This is a genomic window from Providencia sp. SP181 (genome assembly GCF_050446505.1).
Lineage (GTDB): Bacteria > Pseudomonadota > Gammaproteobacteria > Enterobacterales > Enterobacteriaceae > Providencia > Providencia vermicola.
Map to the genome: position 1 here is coordinate 1 of NZ_JBBPXM010000015.1, position 16,191 is coordinate 16,191.

Below are 16,191 nucleotides of genomic sequence, written 5' to 3' on the forward strand. Positions count from 1 at the left end.
TGGCTTCACTCACTCGCCCTAGTCACATACTTATGTATGCTCCTAGGGACTTCAATCGCTTGCCGCCTACTTGTGGCACAAACTATTTTGGATACTGCTTTAAATTTGATTTATTAACAATACAGTTATTTGATAATGAATCATTTTTTATGCATAACAAATCCGTTATGCGCGATATACAATGCCACAATGATATTTTTCACTCATGACAAATGATATAATTCAATGAATTAATAATCTAATTAATGCAACCCACGTTAATCGTCAAGCAAGTCAGAGTGTAACGATAAGCTTACTATAACAATAGGTTGTGTGGGTATAATTACCTGATTGAATGATTATCAAATCAGTCTACTCTTAATCGGAGACCAATATGGATGCTTTAACTCTTTTGTTGAACCGTCGTTCAGCTTCCAGACTCACTACACCAGCACCACAAGGCGAAGAACTTAACAATATTCTTGCGGCAGGAATGAGAGCACCCGATCACGGTGCATTACGCCCATGGCATTTCGTTATTATGCAAGATGCGGGTATTAAGCGCTTTAGTCAATTGCTAGAAAAAGCAGCGATTGAAGGCAAACTAGGTGCAGAAGTTGAAGAAAAAGCACGTAATGCACCTTTTCGTGCACCCTTAATCATCACAGTGATCGCGAAAATTAAAGATCACGCTAAAGTGCCACAGTGGGAGCAATTAGTTGCTGCGAGTTGTACTGTCCAAGCGATGCAAATGGCTGCAGTTGCACAAGGTTTTGGTGGGATTTGGCGCTCAGGTTCATGGACAGAAGATGCCGTTGTTCGTGCAGGGTTAGGTTGCGAAGAAAATGACCGTATTGTCGGTTTCCTTTACTTAGGCACCCCAGAACTAAAAGCGCCAGCAAAAGTTCAAACACCAGATATGGACAGTTTTATCACACATTTTTAAGGGAACAATAATGACTGAGAAAATTAGGCTAACGCAATACAGTCACGGAGCGGGTTGCGGCTGTAAAATTGCCCCGAAAGTGTTAGAACAGATTTTACATACAGAACAAGCCAAATTTCATGATCCACATTTGTTAGTTGGCAATGAAACTAAGGATGATGCTGCTGTTTATGATTTAGGTAATGGTATTGGGATCATCAGTACCACTGACTTCTTTATGCCAATCGTTGACTCTCCATTTGAATTTGGGCGCATTGCGGCAACCAACGCGATTAGCGATATTTTTGCTATGGGGGGTAAGCCGATTATGGCGATTGCGATTTTAGGATGGCCGATCGCTAAATTACCACCAGAGGTTGCTCGTGAAGTGATTGAAGGTGGTCGTGCTGCTTGTGCAGATGCTGGAATTTCCCTTGCGGGTGGGCACTCTATTGATGCCCCTGAGCCTATTTTTGGCTTGGCTGTCACGGGGGTCGTCAACACGGAGTATGTGAAAAAAAATAGTGCTGCAACAGCAGATTGTGAGCTGTTTTTGACAAAACCACTCGGTATTGGCGTGCTAACGACCGCGGAGAAAAAAGGTTTACTCAAAGAAGAGCACCAGCACCTTGCCGCAGAAACCATGTGCCAGTTGAATAAACTCGGCGCCGTGATTGCCCCCCTAGAAGGTGTCACTGCAATGACGGATGTGACAGGTTTCGGTTTACTTGGTCACTTAAGTGAGATTTGCGAAGGTTCTGGCGTTCGCGCACAGGTTTCTTTTAGCAAAGTGCCAAAATTAGCCGATGTTGAAAAATATATCGAAGCGGGATGTGTGCCAGGCGGAACATCACGTAATTTTGATAGCTATGGTCATCTTATTGGTCCTATGAGTGATATGCAGCGTCAATTATTGTGTGATCCTCAAACCTCTGGTGGGTTACTTATTGCTGTAAAACCATCTGAAGTCATTAAAATTAAAGAGATTGCACAGCAGCAAGGTGTTTTGCTACAGTCTATCGGAAGATTACTCCCCCATCAGGACAATGTCCCACTAGTTGAAGTGATAGATTAATTCATGCGTTTGTTTATTGCGGAAAAACCGAGCCTCGCTAGAGCGATTGCCGATGTACTACCAAAACCTCACCAGCGGGGGGATGGTTTTATTAAATGCGGTGATGGCCAAACGGTCACATGGTGCATTGGTCACCTTCTTGAACAGGCTGAGCCCGATGCTTATGAGCCACGCTATGCGCGTTGGAATTTGCAAGACTTGCCAATTATTCCTGAAAAGTGGCAGCTAAAACCGCGTGCCGCAGTAACCAAACAACTGAAAACCATCGAAGCACTGCTTAAACAAGCAACAGTTGTGATCCATGCAGGAGACCCTGATAGAGAAGGTCAGTTGCTGGTGGATGAAGTGCTCGATTTTCTAAAACTTGATGTGGAAAAACGCAAAAACGTTAAACGTTGCCTTATCAATGACCTTAATCCCCAAGCCGTTGAGCGCGCTATTGACCGGTTAAGGGAAAACCGCGAGTTTATCCCATTGTGTGTATCTGCCCTTGCAAGGGCAAGAGCAGATTGGTTGTATGGTATTAATATGACTCGCGCTTACACGTTGCTAGGGCAACGTGGCGGCTATCAAGGTGTTCTTTCTGTTGGTCGAGTACAAACCCCTGTTTTAGGGCTGGTAGTGAGGCGTGATGAAGAGATAGAACATTTTGTGCCTAAAGACTTTTTTGAAGTGAAAGCGCACATTGTCACCCCAAACGATGAACGCTTTGTTGCGACTTGGCAACCGAGTGAGTCTTGTATTGATTATCAGGATGAAGAAGGGCGCTTATTTCATCGACCGTTGGCTGAGCATGTCGTATCTCGTATTGAGGGAAAACCCGCAATTGTCACGCTGTATCAAGACAAACGAGAGTCTGAAATTGCGCCACTGCCTTTTTCATTGTCTGCATTACAAATAGAAGCAGCTAAAAAATACGCGTTAAGTGCGCAAGAAGTGTTGGATATCTGCCAGCGCTTATATGAAACCCATAAATTAATCACCTATCCACGTTCAGATAGCCGTTATTTACCCGATGAGCACTTTGCAGGGCGACATAGTGTATTAAATGCAATTGCGGTTCATCAACCTGATTTAACAGAATTTGAATTACCTGAATTAGATAAGAAAAACCGTTGCTGGGATGATAAAAAAGTTGATGCTCACCATGCGATTATCCCTACAGCTAAAGCAACAGCAGTAAAATTAACAGAAAATGAAAATCATATTTATCAGCTAATTGCACGCCAATATATTATCCAGTTTATGTCTGATGCTATTTTTCGCAAATGCACGATTGAACTGGAAATTGAAAAGGGCAAATTTGTTGCCAAAGCTCGCTTCTTAGCTGAAGCAGGCTGGCGGGTTGTTTTAGGCGGGAAAGAGCGTGATGCTGAAAACGATGGGATGCCATTGCCTGTTGTTGCTAAAGATGATGAGCTTTTGTGTGAAAAAGGAGAAGTGATTGAGAGGCAAACTCAGCCACCGAGGCCTTTTACTGATGCCACTTTACTCTCTGCTATGACGGGTATTGCGCGATTTGTTCAAGATAAAGCATTAAAAAAAGTATTGCGAGAAACAGATGGTCTTGGCACTGAAGCAACCCGAGCTGGGATTATCGATTTATTGTTTAAACGCCAGTTTCTGTATAAAAAAGGGCGATATATTCATTCATCTCCTGCAGGAAGAGCCTTGATTCATGTATTGCCTGACATGGCTACGTTGCCTGATATGACAGCGCACTGGGAATCAGTTTTAACGCAAATCAGTGAAAAGCAAACTCGTTATGATGATTTTATGCATCCACTGAGTGAAACATTGATACAGCTTATTCATCACGCACGCCAGTTTACTAATTTACGAGCATTTAGAGAGTTACCTCCGCCGCCAAGTAAAGGTGGTAAGAAAATGGCTAAAACTGCGAAGAAAAGTAAGAAGAAAGCGGATGGCTAAGTCAATAAAAAGGCGCTGATTTGAGCGCCTTTCCACATAATATTAACTATTTAGTTAAATCGAACTCAGACCAAACAGGGGCATGATCAGACGGTTTTTCCATTCCACGAATTTCATAATCAATACCTGTTGCAATACAGCGTTCTGCTAGCTTATTGGATGCCAGTAATAAATCGATGCGTAAACCACGATTATCATCGAAACCTTTCGAACGGTAATCAAACCATGAATAACGGTCATCGACATCTGGGTTTTTTGCGCGATAAGTATCAACTAAACCCCAACCTATTAGCTTGTCTAGCCACTCTCGTTCTTCAGGTAAAAATGAACATTTTCCTGTCTTTAACCAGCGCTTACGGTTGATATCGCCAATACCAATATCTAAATCTGTTGGGCTAATATTCATATCACCCATGATGAGTAGCTGGGAGTCCGCGGTTTGTGTGGAAGTCACATAACTTTGTAAGTCACGGTAAAATTTTTCTTTTGCAGGAAATTTTGTTGGATGGTCACGGCTCTCACCTTGAGGGAAGTAACCATTGACTACAGTGAGTAATCCCCGCTCTGTTTGAATGTCAGCCATAATGATTCGCCGTTGAGCTTCTTCATCATCAGTCGGGAAGCCTTTACGGACAGCGATAGGTTCATTTTTAGTCAGAAGCGCAACACCGTAGTGTGCTTTTTGGCCGTGATAAAAAACATGATAACCCAATTGGCTCACTTCATCATAAGGAAACATATCATCATGTACTTTGGTTTCTTGTAAGCCGATGACCTCAGGTTGATGTTTTTCGATGATAGCGGCAAGTTGATGCGGGCGAGCACGAAGACCATTGATGTTAAACGATATGAATTTCATGAATTTTTATCACCTATTTTTAATATTCTTATGGTTAATTCTAACAGATGCAATCGTCACTGTAACCCATATGATAGTGGTTATTGGCTAATATAAAAAATAACAATTAATTAAAGATATGAATTAGGGGGGTAATGGAAAATAGCTATATTAAAAATAAATAAGGATATATTTAATTATTTATAATTTATTGTGTGTGATTCAATTGTCATTAATATAAAGTTATGGTTGATGATTAAAAAATGGTTGTTAATTATTTGAAATAAGCATTGTTAATTTCATTTAAAGTCAATTGGTTATTTGTATTTTAATGTGATTTAATAGTGGTGGCATAAAAAATAATTAAAAGAAACAGTATAATATATTGCTTTGCTATGTTGGAAATTATAAAAATACTTTTATGAAATATTGTTACTCATTCAATAAAAAATTAAATTTTATTTTTTATTGAATGATTTTGGTTATGGGATAATCAATATATTATCTATTGGATAATAATTTTGTTGATTAACATATTAATAAATAGAATGGGGTCATAGATATGTTCTTTTCAAGAAAATTAGAGGCGTTTATGGCGGTTGTTGAAAATGGCTCGTTAAGTAAAGCTGCGAGAGTGATGAACCGAACGACGCCTCCTATCGCTAAGTCTATCAAGGACTTCGAAACAAGCCTAGGTAAACGGCTTTTTAAACGAGAAAAATTTGGAATGACATTAACTAAGGATGGCCAGGAACTTTATAATGATCTTAGAGATCTGTACTTGCAGGAGAAGGAAATCACTAAAAAACATTTTTCAGGTTATATTGTCAATGAAGCAAATATTTACTATGACTGGGGAAAGGAAAATCATTTGATTAATCTTTACCAAGCAGCTCACCAAAATAATGTACAAGTAAATATATTAAGGTTTAATTATGATGAGGTGGATGAAATAGTTGACTATGATGGAAATACACTGATTTTAAGTTCTGAACAAGTGATAAGTGAACGATTTTCATTACAAAAAAAAATAGAGAATTCACCATTGGGTATTTACTGTCGTAAGGCTCTTTATGAGAAATTTAATCATGACCTTGTCGCATTATTACAAGAAAGCACATGGCTTTGTGATCCTGCGTTTTATAAAAGTTCACTGATGAGTGATTTATTAGAAAAAATAGAAACACTCGATAATAAAGTGAGTGTGAGGCAAATGGATAATATTGGTTGTTGCCAGAGTTTTATTCAAGATGGTGATTTTATTGGCATTATTGATCACTATCCTGAAGAAGAATTAATCGATAAGTCATTAATATATATATCACTGAATAAATTATTGGGGCAGAGCGAATGTTATGTCTATAAGTCAAAGGCACATTCAAGTGTACTAAATCGTTTTATGGGGGTCGTTGATAAGCTTGGTGTAGAGTGTCTTTAAATGGTGGTGGGAGAAGGATTCGAACCTTCGAAGTCTGTGACGGCAGATTTACAGTCTGCTCCCTTTGGCCGCTTGGGTATCCCACCAGATTTTGAATTGCTGTAATCGGTCACAGCGGGCGGCATCATATCAAATGACGCGCCGCTGTAAAGCATTAATTTTCAAAAAACATTCGTTTGCTGTTTTTTTGTTCTTAATGATTGTAAATACTACAAATTATTACTAGAAAGGGCTTACGTGTATTTGTTTATAAAATGATAGTGCGGTTACCATATACAAATACACGTTGCGCCAACACCCAATACAATGCGTGACTTAAGACATTTTTTTCAACATCACGACCTGCTCGCATCATATCATCTGCTGTAAATGTATGGTCAACGTTAATCACGTTTTGCGTGATAATAGGACCTTCATCCAGGTTATCATTCACAAAGTGTGCGGTAGCGCCAATAATCTTCACACCACGCTCATAAGCTTGATGATAAGGGCGTGCACCAATAAAAGCAGGTAAGAATGAATGGTGAATATTAATAATTTGATTAGGATAATGCTGGACAAACTCAGGGGTTAAAACTCGCATATACTTTGCTAAAACGACATAATCAGGTTGATATTGATCAATCTGCGCCGTCATCTTTTCATCATGTTGTTCGCGAGTTAAACCTTCATGACTAATATGATGGAATGGAATACCAAATTGCTCAACCAAATTTTTCAATGTGTCGTGATTACCAATAACGGCTGCAATTTCAACATCTAACCCGTCGTAAGCACTCTTCATTAACAAGTCACCCAAACAATGTGCTTCTTTGGTCACCATGATAACAATACGGCGGCGGCCAGAAGCATTGAGCTCACGTTTTGAACCCGCGGGTAATGCGTCATCAAGATCGGCGAGGAGGGTTTCATCATTAAAAATACCCTCAAGTTCTGTTCGCATAAAAAAACGACCCGTATGGTGATCCACAAATTCATTATTTTGCACAATGTTGAGTTGGTGCTTGTAACAAATATTGGTGATTTTTGCGATTAATCCTTTCGCATCAGGGCAAATAGTCCTGAGGATTTTTTTTTGTACAATTTTGTGTTGCATGAAACTGCCTAATCCTTAACTAACAGAGCCTTATTTTTCAGGCTAATACATACGGCGTAATGAACTCGCGTAGGTAGATAGTATTTAGTGTTTATAACGAAAAGTATTCGTTTTATTCACAGCATTTTTTATATTTTTTGCCAGAACCACAGGGACACAAATCGTTACGTCCAACTTTGGGGGTAATACCATCGAGATAATACCAACGCGAATTCAAACGAATAAAGCGGGAACGTTCATGAATAAGCTGTTTATGATCAGCTTTTTCATCAATAAAGCAAGCCGAAAATTCGACATAGCCTTCATCGGCGTTTTTAGCATAAGAAGAACTAATAACACGGAGCCCTACCCATTGTGTATGCTCGAAGCTATTTGTCATTTCTTGCCGCCACTCTTGTGCATTGCAATCTGGATGCCATGTTTCAATTAAATAATCAGCGTTATGCAATACATAGGCACTATAACGTGAACGCATAAGCTGTTCAGGCGTCTCTGGGGTGGCTTCATTGCGTAAGAATGGGGCACAGCAATGTTCAAATTGTGCTCTGCTGCCACAATGGCACTTACTTTCTTCTTGGTGATCCATAATACTCTCGATAAAAATAAGTAGAAGGTTGAAAAATCACTATACTCAAATGATGGATGAAAAATGATTTTATTATATGAATAATAGTATTGTTAATTAAACAGGGTTATTGCGGTAGGTATCAAATGAAAAATAGAAAAATATTGATAATCGAAGACGAAATCACCTTCTGTACTATCTTGAAAACGTACTTAGAAAGTTTAGAGCTAGAGATCTATACCGCAAGTAATGGCCAACAAGCGATTGAGATGTTGACGGTTGAGGGAATTGACCCTGATATTATTCTTTGTGATCTAAATATGCCAGTGATGAATGGGGAAGACTTCATGCGTGAATTGGTTGCTAGTAATATAACCACACCTGTGATCGTTATTTCTGCAACGACAGATTTTACTCAGCTTGATCGCATGTTTCGTCTTGGTGCAAAGGATGCTTTACTTAAGCCAATAAAGAATTTAGATGAAGTCAAAATTACAATTTTGTCTGCTCTCTATCCCGAAGAAGATGATCTTAGCACTCAAATTGGTGATGAAATACACCAGATTGCGTCTCTGATGCAAAGTAATACGCAAGATATGCTAGCCGTCTTGAAACAATTGCAGCCACCAGTGCATCAGATTATTAATGGTTATCGAATTAATTATCGCCAATTGAATGAGGCTAACCGATTTGGACTGTTGCTAGATTTAGCGCCAATTTCAGAAAGCCAAATCGGTTTTTATTGCATTGATACAGAGCGCTCAGCACAAGAGGGGATCATGGCTGCGTTTTTGATTCGTGTTGTTTTCAATGATTTGTTGAAAAACGCGGTGAGCTACCCAGATAAAAAACTACCAAATATTGATAAAATTATTAATCAAATAAATCATTTGTTAGAAGACTCAGGGTTTACCGGCCATTTTCCTCTACTTCTTGGGTATTTTAATACTCAGAATAAAGCGATTATTATGGCAAGTGCAGGTTTAGAAGCGGAAGTGACTACAGAAGAATCCCATTTTAAATTAGACAGAAGTATTCCATTGGGTGCTCTAAAATTCTACCATCCGAATCATTTAGAAGTAAAAGGAACGGCTTGGCAGTGTTTAATTCGTAATAACAGCCAGAAAATAAAACTTATGTTTAACCCTGAAAGTTAGCATTATCTTAAAATGACTCACAGTAAAGCGCCAAATAAAGCTAATCAGACTCATCGCTATTTATTCATTAATAATTCCTGATATACTTCTGCGCACTAAAAAAACCTCATTCACTTTTTTGAAAAATGAGGTAAAGGTGTGCAGAAATTATATGGAGTATAAAATGACACAACGTAAGGTGCGTAAAGCGGTAATCCCCGTTGCGGGATTAGGAACAAGGATGCTTCCAGCAACGAAAGCGATCCCTAAAGAGATGCTACCAATCGTTGATAAACCGTTGATTCAATATGTTGTTAATGAATGTATTGCCGCGGGTATTAATGAGATTGTCCTTGTCACACATTCTTCTAAAAACTCAATTGAAAACCATTTTGATACAAGCTTTGAGTTAGAGGCCATTTTAGAAGCCCGTGTTAAGCGCCAATTACTCGACGAGGTGCAATCTATTTGCCCAAGTCATGTTACGATTATGCAAACGCGCCAAGGAATCGCAAAAGGGTTAGGTCACGCTATTTTATGTGCTAAACCCCTGGTTGGCGAAGAACCATTTGCAGTAATTTTACCTGATGTAATTTTAGATCGTTACAGCACAGATTTAACTAAATTTAACTTACGTGAAATGCTTGAACATTTCGAGGAAACAGGGGCGAGTCAAATTTTGGTCGAACCTGTACCCGAAGAGGAAGTTTCTAATTACGGTATTGTGGATTGTAATGGTGAAAGCTTACAACCTGGCGATAGTAAAAAGATTTTACGTATGGTTGAAAAACCAAAACAAAACGAAGCACCATCTAATTTATCCATTGTTGGCCGTTATGTATTATCTGAAAAGATTTGGGGTGCATTAGCGAAGACAACACCAGGTGCTGGTGATGAAATACAATTAACTGATGCAATTGCTTTAATGATGGAAAATAACGAGCCTGTTGAAGCCTACCACTTATGTGGTAAAAGCCATGATTGCGGAAATAAATTAGGTTACATGAAAGCTTTTGTTGAATATGGAATGCAGCACGATACATTGGGCGATGATTTTACACAGTGGGTGAAAGAATTGTCATCAAACATTAAATAAACCTAAATCGCTTCAATCCGTCAAATTTTATTAAAGGCTAATTTTATCTGTTAGCCTTTTTTGTGCAGATAAATCGGTAATATTAATGCCAGTAGCTAAGTATTAAGTGGTATATCTTACATTGCAAATGCAACAATTGTGGCATTTAGCTTTTACGATGAAAGTATTAAAAATATGCTTACAGAGTAGGTCAATAAATGCTTGTCTATGCACCTGTTATTTCTAATTAAGATTACATTTCTTTACTATAACAATATTTTATTTAATTTTTTTAGGCATTTGAACAACGAAGAATATGCATTTTAAGAGAAGTCTATATGAAATAATTGAAATTAGGATGCTGGTTTTATATGCATGAAGATACTTCTGACACAGAGAAATATAAAATAATATATAAGGCTATAAATAAAAACACCCTTCAAAAAGGGTGTTTAGAATACGTGTTTAGTTGATTAGATTAAGAAATCGTCTAACGATTTGCCTTGCTCTTCAATAGCAACTTTGATTACAGCAGGTGTACGGCCTTGGCCAGTCCACGTTTTTGTTTCGCCGTTTTCATCAACATATTTGTATTTAGCAGGGCGTGCAGCGCGTTTAGCACGAGTGCTTGTCGTTTTACCTGAGTCCATAGTTTGCAGAAGATCATTTAAATCTACGCCTTGTTCTAGGATCATTTCACGAACTTTTTCCAATTTACGGTTACGTTCTTCTAATTCCGCGCGTGCTTGGCTTTCTTCATCACGACGCTCATCAACAACGACCGTTAATTTTTCCAGCATTTCTTCTAAAGATTCTAAAGTAACTTCGCGAGCTTGAGCACGAAGAGTACGGATGTTATTTAACGCTTTTAATGATTCGCTCATTTTCCTGGTCTCAAATTATTTGTTGGCATGTGTACAGTAATAATAGAATGCTATTTTAAATTCTGCAATAGCTAAATTACGCCCCTAGTTTAAAAGTAATCTTTAACGAATGCAATTTTTTTACAAAAGAAATATAAACTTTTCGTAGATATATATACCACTATTATCAATAACTGAACTAATGAAAAAAATAGCAATATGAAAAAGTTTTACTAACTTAATATTCTGTAAAATGAGTAAAAGGTCTTTTTTACTTTAGCTCAAAACGAAGCGATGTCAGGGATTAACTTAAATTTTCTTTTTTTGATGAGGTTTTTGCCATCAGTGCTTCAGCAAAAACATTTGTCGTTAATATTGAACTGGTTTTTATTGCATATAAGATAATCATTATAAGTATAAAATACAGATATGTTTACGTAAAAAGAGTTAAATTTTCAATAAGTAAAGGTAAGAAAGAGTGGTTATAGTTAATCTAATGATATGTTTTATGATAAAATTATTTCGAATATAATTTTTGAGGAAACAGCGAGATGGCTCAGCTTTATTTTTATTATTCAGCAATGAATGCGGGGAAATCAACGTCTTTGTTACAGTCATCGTATAACTATAACGAAAGAGGGATGCAAACATTGATATTCACGGCAGAAATTGATAACCGTTTTGCCCTAGGAAGGGTATCCTCGCGTATTGGGCTATCAGCTGAAGCGTTATTATTCTCACCATCGACAAATATGGCAGAGATTATTAAACGTGAAAATAGCACACAGAAAGTACATTGTGTTCTTATTGATGAGTGTCAATTTTTAACAAAAGAACAAGTAGCGCAATTATGCGATATCGTTGATAACTGCGATATCCCTGTTTTATGTTATGGTTTACGCACTGATTTTGCAGGTGAACTGTTCGCAGGAAGCCAATATTTACTTGCTTGGGCTGATAAATTAATTGAGCTTAAAACAGTCTGTTACTGCGGCCGTAAAGCGAATAAAGTATTACGTGTAGGAAGTGATGGGATCCCAGTTTATGAGGGCGCACAGGTGGATATAGGGGGAAATGAGAAATACATCTCTGTGTGTCGCAAGCATTATTCAGATGCGATTGAACAAGCTAAATTAATGAACGCAGGGACTATTCCTAAAAAAGCTATTCACTTCAATTAAACGAAAAATAAAATGGAAAGTGAAAAATAACCTATTTTTAGAATAGACCTATGGGCTTTTAATGAAAGCCCTTGTGTATAATTTCTCTAATATATGATTGTGATTAATAGCATTATTTGACTTGTAAAACATTAAAGGCACTGCATTTGCAGTGCCTTTATTATTTAATTATCCAAAAAATTATTTTTTAGATGATTTTTTCTCTGCCGTTTTTTTCGTTGTCGTCTTTTTCTCAACAACTTTTTTTTCTGTCTTTACTTCTGCAGATGGTGCACTTGTATGTTCAATAAACTCACGGCCATAATATGAATCCAGTAATAACTGTTTAATTTCAGAGATTAATGGATAACGTGGGTTAGCCCCTGTACATTGGTCATCAAAAGCGTCTTCTGACAGTTTATCAACGCGGGCTAAGAAATCAGCTTCAGAAACACCTGTTTCACGGATAGATTTAGGAATGCCTAAGTCAGCCTTAATTTCATCTAACCACGCTAATAATTTCTCAATTTTAACACCCGTACGGTCATTTGCATTTGTGAGCCCCAAATGATCTGCAATTTCAGCATATTGGCGGCGTGCATGAGGACGGTCGTATTGGCTAAAAGCAGTTTGCTTGGTTGGGTTATCATTCGCATTGAAACGAATAACGTTACAAATTAGCAATGCATTCGCAAGACCATGAGGAATATGGAACTCAGAGCCCAGTTTGTGTGCCATTGAGTGACAAACACCCAAGAAGGCGTTAGCAAAGGCAATACCTGCTAAGGTTGCACCATTGTGTACACGCTCACGTGCCACTGGGTTTTTAGCCCCTTCATGATAACTTGCTGGCAGGTAATCTTTTAATAAGCTTAGCGCTTTTAAAGCTTGACCATCGGTAAACTCATTAGCTAACACGGAGACATAAGCTTCTAATGCGTGGGTGACGGCATCTAAACCACCAAAAGCAGTTAACGATTTAGGCATGTTCATTACAAGGTTAGCATCGACAATTGCCATATTAGGCGTTAATGCATAATCCGCTAATGGGTATTTTTGTCCTGTTTTATCGTCGGTGACAACTGCAAATGGTGTGACTTCAGAACCTGTACCTGATGTTGTTGTAATAGCAACTAATTTTGCTTTCACACCCATTTTCGGGAAACGGTGAATACGTTTACGGATATCCATAAAGCGTAACGCCAGCTCTTCAAAATGCGTTTCAGGGTGCTCATACATAACCCACATGATCTTCGCCGCATCCATTGGGGAACCGCCACCTAATGCGATAATGACATCAGGTTGGAAAGCTTGCATTTGTGCCGCACCTTTACGAACAACTGTTAACGTTGGGTCAGCTTCAACTTCAAAGAAAACATCGGTTTCGATATGGTGTTTTTTGAGGACATTAACCACTTCATCCACATAGCCGTTATTAAATAAATAGCCATCGGTGACAATAAATGCACGTTTTGCACCGTCAGTTGCAATTTCTTCTAGGGCGATAGGTAAACAGCCACGGCGGAAGTAGATTGAATTTGGAAGTTTATGCCACAACATATTTTCAGCTCTCTTCGCCACAGTTTTGGTATTAATTAAATGTTTAGGACCAACGTTTTCAGAGATAGAGTTACCCCCCCAAGAACCGCAGCCGAGTGTGAGAGAAGGGGCTAATTTAAAGTTATACAAGTCACCAATCCCACCTTGTGAGGCAGGGGTGTTGATCAGGATACGCGCCGTTTTCATTTTTTGACCGAAATAATTGACACGTTCATGTTCATTATCTTGGTCTGTATATAAGCAAGATGTGTGGCCAATACCGCCCATCTCAACCAGCTGCTCAGCTTTCGATACTGCATCCTCAAAGTTTTTGCCGCGGTACATGGCTAACAGTGGAGACAATTTTTCATGAGCAAAGGGCTCTGAATCATCGATCAGTTTCACTTCACCAATTAAAATCTTTGTATTGATTGGCACCGTAATGCCAGCCATCTCTGCAATTTTATAAGCAGGTTGACCCACGATAGCTGCGTTTAAATTGCCATTTTTTAAGATGATATCTTGAACAGCTTTGAGTTCTTTACCTTGCAGTAAGTAGCCACCGTGACTTGCAAAACGTTCACGTACTTGACTATAGATTTCATCGACAACGACAACAGATTGCTCAGATGCACAGATAACACCGTTATCGAAGGTTTTGGACATTAAAATAGAAGCCACTGCGCGTTTAATATCTGCAGTTTCATCAATAACCACAGGGGTGTTTCCTGCACCTACACCAATAGCGGGTTTTCCTGAGCTGTAAGCCGCTTTAACCATACCAGGGCCACCTGTCGCCAAGATCAGGTTAATATCAGGGTGATGCATTAATGCATTGGATAATTCAACTGATGGGGAATCAATCCAACCAATAATATCTTTTGGCGCACCTGCTGCGATAGCGGCATTAAGAACAATTTCGGCGGCACGGTTAGTAGCTACTTTTGCGCGAGGGTGCGGAGAAAAGATAATGGCATTACGGGTTTTTAAGCTAATCAGGGATTTAAAGATGGCTGTTGATGTTGGGTTTGTGGTTGGTACGATACCACAAATAATCCCAATAGGTTCTGCGATTGTAATCGTACCAAATGTTGGGTCTTCAGAAAGTACACCGCAGGTCTTTTCATCTTTATAGGCATTATAGATATATTCAGAGGCAAAGTGGTTTTTGATCACTTTATCTTCAACAATACCCATTCCAGACTCTTCTACCGCGAGTTTTGCGAGAGGGATACGTGCATCAGCAGCAGCAAGGGCAGCAGCGCGGAAGATTTCATCTACTTTTTCTTGCGAAAAACTAGCGAATTCGCGTTGAGCTTTTTTGACACGAGCAACGAGTTCATTGAGTTCGGTAACGTTAGTTACGGACATATAGATTACTCCTGATAAATGTTAAACTTTTTAAGCCAATGAGCAATGTATCTATTATAAAGAGGTTTAAAAAAGACCACTTAAAAAAGAAAGTATAGATAATATCTATAATAACGTAGCTCATCATCGCCTATTGGCTTAAAAACCTTGTTAAAACGTGAATTATTGATGATTGGTTCACCATTAACTCTGTCTATCAGTTAAGGATAGATTAACAAAACAGGAATTAAATAAAGTGATCTAAATCACGAAAATGGCAAGCTGACACCTTTCAGCATGGCTATTTTTGTACTATTTGAAATAGTGTTGTTGGTGTATTAATTAACTTTCACATAAGTAAGCTAAATGCGTCGAGATTGATAATAAAGCTAACAAAAAATGGGGTAAAAAGAGACATTCACAGAAATTAGTGCTTTTCTCAAGGAAATTTACTGCATCAGTGATAAAATTATTAAAGACATCAATAAACCTCTAACAAGAGTTATTTAAGGAAATGAATGAGTGAGTGCAGCATTACTTGACTTATCGGGCTACATTAAATTTTTTATCGGTTTATTTGCATTGGTAAACCCTGTGGGTATTTTGCCTGTGTTTATCAGTATGACTAATTATCAAAGTAATGCAGGGAGAAATAAAACCAATACCATTGCGAATACTTCCGTTGCTATTATTTTATGTACGTCATTATTAATTGGCGATTCAATCTTACAATTATTTGGGATTTCTATTGATTCATTCCGTATTGCAGGGGGGATATTGATTGTCACCATCGCAATGTCGATGATCAGCGGGAAAATTGGTGAAGACAAACAGAATAAACAAGAAAAAACAGAAACAGCGGTTCGCGACAGCATTGGTGTTGTGCCTCTGGCATTACCGTTAATGGCTGGCCCTGGAGCAATAAGTTCTTGTATTGTTTGGTCTTCAAGGTGGCATGGCTGGCAAAATTTCTTGGGTTTAGCCCTAACCAGTATTTTCTTTGCCTTTTGTTGTTGGTTATTATTTCGCTCCGCTTCGTTATTAGTACGCTATTTAGGGCAGACAGGGATCAACGTTGTTACGCGTATTATGGGATTATTATTGATGTCGTTGGGCATCGAATTTATCGTCACAGGGGTTAAAGCACTTTTCCCAGGTTTACTCTAAAACACCTCTTTCCAATGCTGCTGTTATGCATTTTGCTGACAGCAGCATTGAGA

13 protein-coding genes and 1 tRNA gene are annotated in these 16,191 nt (G+C 38.5%); 8 read left to right on the top strand and 6 right to left on the bottom strand.

Features of this window, described 5'->3' with window-relative positions:
* Positions 1-373: 373 nt before the first annotated feature.
* Genes AABS66_RS18445 through AABS66_RS18455 form a run of 3 tightly spaced genes read left to right on the top strand, consistent with a single transcriptional unit; the run spans position 374 to position 3,911 of the window.
* Complete coding sequence (locus AABS66_RS18445; RefSeq protein WP_206086144.1) at positions 374-925, top strand: NAD(P)H nitroreductase; 552 nt, start codon at positions 374-376, stop codon at positions 923-925.
* Between the two features lie 10 nt (positions 926-935).
* Positions 936-1,979, top strand: coding sequence for a selenide, water dikinase SelD (gene selD, locus AABS66_RS18450; protein WP_206086143.1), 1,044 nt, complete (start codon positions 936-938; stop codon positions 1,977-1,979).
* Positions 1,980-1,982: 3 nt separating this feature from the next.
* Positions 1,983-3,911, top strand: a complete 1,929-nt coding sequence (locus AABS66_RS18455; protein ID WP_206086142.1) for a DNA topoisomerase III — start codon at positions 1,983-1,985, stop codon at positions 3,909-3,911.
* Between the two features lie 46 nt (positions 3,912-3,957).
* On the opposite strand, the gene xthA is transcribed toward AABS66_RS18455, so the two are convergent.
* A complete protein-coding gene (xthA, locus tag AABS66_RS18460) occupies positions 3,958-4,770 on the bottom strand; it encodes an exodeoxyribonuclease III (protein ID WP_206086141.1) in 813 nt (270 codons plus the stop codon).
* A 541-nt stretch (positions 4,771-5,311) separates the two neighbouring features.
* Between xthA and AABS66_RS18465 the strand changes: the two genes are divergently transcribed.
* Complete coding sequence (locus tag AABS66_RS18465) at positions 5,312-6,187, top strand: LysR family transcriptional regulator (protein ID WP_206086140.1); 876 nt, start codon at positions 5,312-5,314, stop codon at positions 6,185-6,187.
* 1 nt (position 6,188) lies between these two features.
* Here AABS66_RS18465 and AABS66_RS18470 read toward each other — a convergent pair.
* The 3 genes from AABS66_RS18470 to AABS66_RS18480 all read right to left on the bottom strand — a co-directional run bounded on the left by AABS66_RS18470 (position 6,189) and on the right by AABS66_RS18480 (position 7,869).
* Positions 6,189-6,273: transfer RNA gene (locus tag AABS66_RS18470), tRNA-Tyr, on the bottom strand.
* A gap of 161 nt (positions 6,274-6,434) precedes the next feature.
* A complete protein-coding gene (gene purU, locus AABS66_RS18475) occupies positions 6,435-7,283 on the bottom strand; it encodes a formyltetrahydrofolate deformylase (RefSeq protein ID WP_206086139.1) in 849 nt (282 codons plus the stop codon).
* A 112-nt stretch (positions 7,284-7,395) separates the two neighbouring features.
* Positions 7,396-7,869, bottom strand: a complete 474-nt coding sequence (locus tag AABS66_RS18480) for a YchJ family protein (RefSeq protein ID WP_206086138.1) — start codon at positions 7,867-7,869, stop codon at positions 7,396-7,398.
* A gap of 125 nt (positions 7,870-7,994) precedes the next feature.
* On the opposite strand from AABS66_RS18480, the gene rssB reads away from it, so the two are divergent.
* Both rssB and galU read left to right on the top strand, forming a co-directional pair.
* A complete protein-coding gene (gene rssB, locus AABS66_RS18485) occupies positions 7,995-9,005 on the top strand; it encodes a two-component system response regulator RssB (RefSeq protein WP_206086137.1) in 1,011 nt (336 codons plus the stop codon).
* A 163-nt stretch (positions 9,006-9,168) separates the two neighbouring features.
* The gene (gene galU, locus AABS66_RS18490; protein ID WP_206086136.1) at positions 9,169-10,080 is read left to right on the top strand and encodes a UTP--glucose-1-phosphate uridylyltransferase GalU; all 912 of its coding nucleotides are present in this window, start codon (positions 9,169-9,171) and stop codon (positions 10,078-10,080) included.
* 452 nt (positions 10,081-10,532) lie between these two features.
* Here the strand turns inward: galU and hns are convergent, their stop codons facing one another.
* Positions 10,533-10,943, bottom strand: coding sequence for a histone-like nucleoid-structuring protein H-NS (gene hns / locus AABS66_RS18495; protein ID WP_206086135.1), 411 nt, complete (start codon positions 10,941-10,943; stop codon positions 10,533-10,535).
* A 530-nt stretch (positions 10,944-11,473) separates the two neighbouring features.
* On the opposite strand from hns, the gene AABS66_RS18500 reads away from it, so the two are divergent.
* Positions 11,474-12,103, top strand: coding sequence for a thymidine kinase (locus tag AABS66_RS18500; protein ID WP_430225268.1), 630 nt, complete (start codon positions 11,474-11,476; stop codon positions 12,101-12,103).
* Positions 12,104-12,283: 180 nt separating this feature from the next.
* On the opposite strand, the gene adhE is transcribed toward AABS66_RS18500, so the two are convergent.
* A complete protein-coding gene (gene adhE / locus AABS66_RS18505; protein ID WP_206086133.1) occupies positions 12,284-14,992 on the bottom strand; it encodes a bifunctional acetaldehyde-CoA/alcohol dehydrogenase in 2,709 nt (902 codons plus the stop codon).
* Between the two features lie 501 nt (positions 14,993-15,493).
* Here adhE and AABS66_RS18510 point away from each other — a divergent pair.
* Positions 15,494-16,138 carry a YchE family NAAT transporter gene (locus AABS66_RS18510; RefSeq protein WP_206086132.1) on the top strand — a complete coding sequence of 215 codons (645 nt, stop codon included), beginning with the start codon at positions 15,494-15,496 and terminating at the stop codon, positions 16,136-16,138.
* Positions 16,139-16,191: the final 53 nt, after the last annotated feature.

Coding starts and splice junctions, on each gene's coding strand:
- AABS66_RS18445 (WP_206086144.1), top strand. CDS start 374: ATGGATGCTTTAACTCTTTTGTTGAACCGTCGTTCAGCTTCCAGACTC.
- selD (WP_206086143.1), top strand. CDS start 936: ATGACTGAGAAAATTAGGCTAACGCAATACAGTCACGGAGCGGGTTGC.
- AABS66_RS18455 (WP_206086142.1), top strand. CDS start 1,983: ATGCGTTTGTTTATTGCGGAAAAACCGAGCCTCGCTAGAGCGATTGCC.
- xthA (WP_206086141.1), bottom strand. CDS start 4,770: ATGAAATTCATATCGTTTAACATCAATGGTCTTCGTGCTCGCCCGCAT.
- AABS66_RS18465 (WP_206086140.1), top strand. CDS start 5,312: ATGTTCTTTTCAAGAAAATTAGAGGCGTTTATGGCGGTTGTTGAAAAT.
- purU (WP_206086139.1), bottom strand. CDS start 7,283: ATGCAACACAAAATTGTACAAAAAAAAATCCTCAGGACTATTTGCCCT.
- AABS66_RS18480 (WP_206086138.1), bottom strand. CDS start 7,869: ATGGATCACCAAGAAGAAAGTAAGTGCCATTGTGGCAGCAGAGCACAA.
- rssB (WP_206086137.1), top strand. CDS start 7,995: ATGAAAAATAGAAAAATATTGATAATCGAAGACGAAATCACCTTCTGT.
- galU (WP_206086136.1), top strand. CDS start 9,169: ATGACACAACGTAAGGTGCGTAAAGCGGTAATCCCCGTTGCGGGATTA.
- hns (WP_206086135.1), bottom strand. CDS start 10,943: ATGAGCGAATCATTAAAAGCGTTAAATAACATCCGTACTCTTCGTGCT.
- AABS66_RS18500 (WP_430225268.1), top strand. CDS start 11,474: ATGGCTCAGCTTTATTTTTATTATTCAGCAATGAATGCGGGGAAATCA.
- adhE (WP_206086133.1), bottom strand. CDS start 14,992: ATGTCCGTAACTAACGTTACCGAACTCAATGAACTCGTTGCTCGTGTC.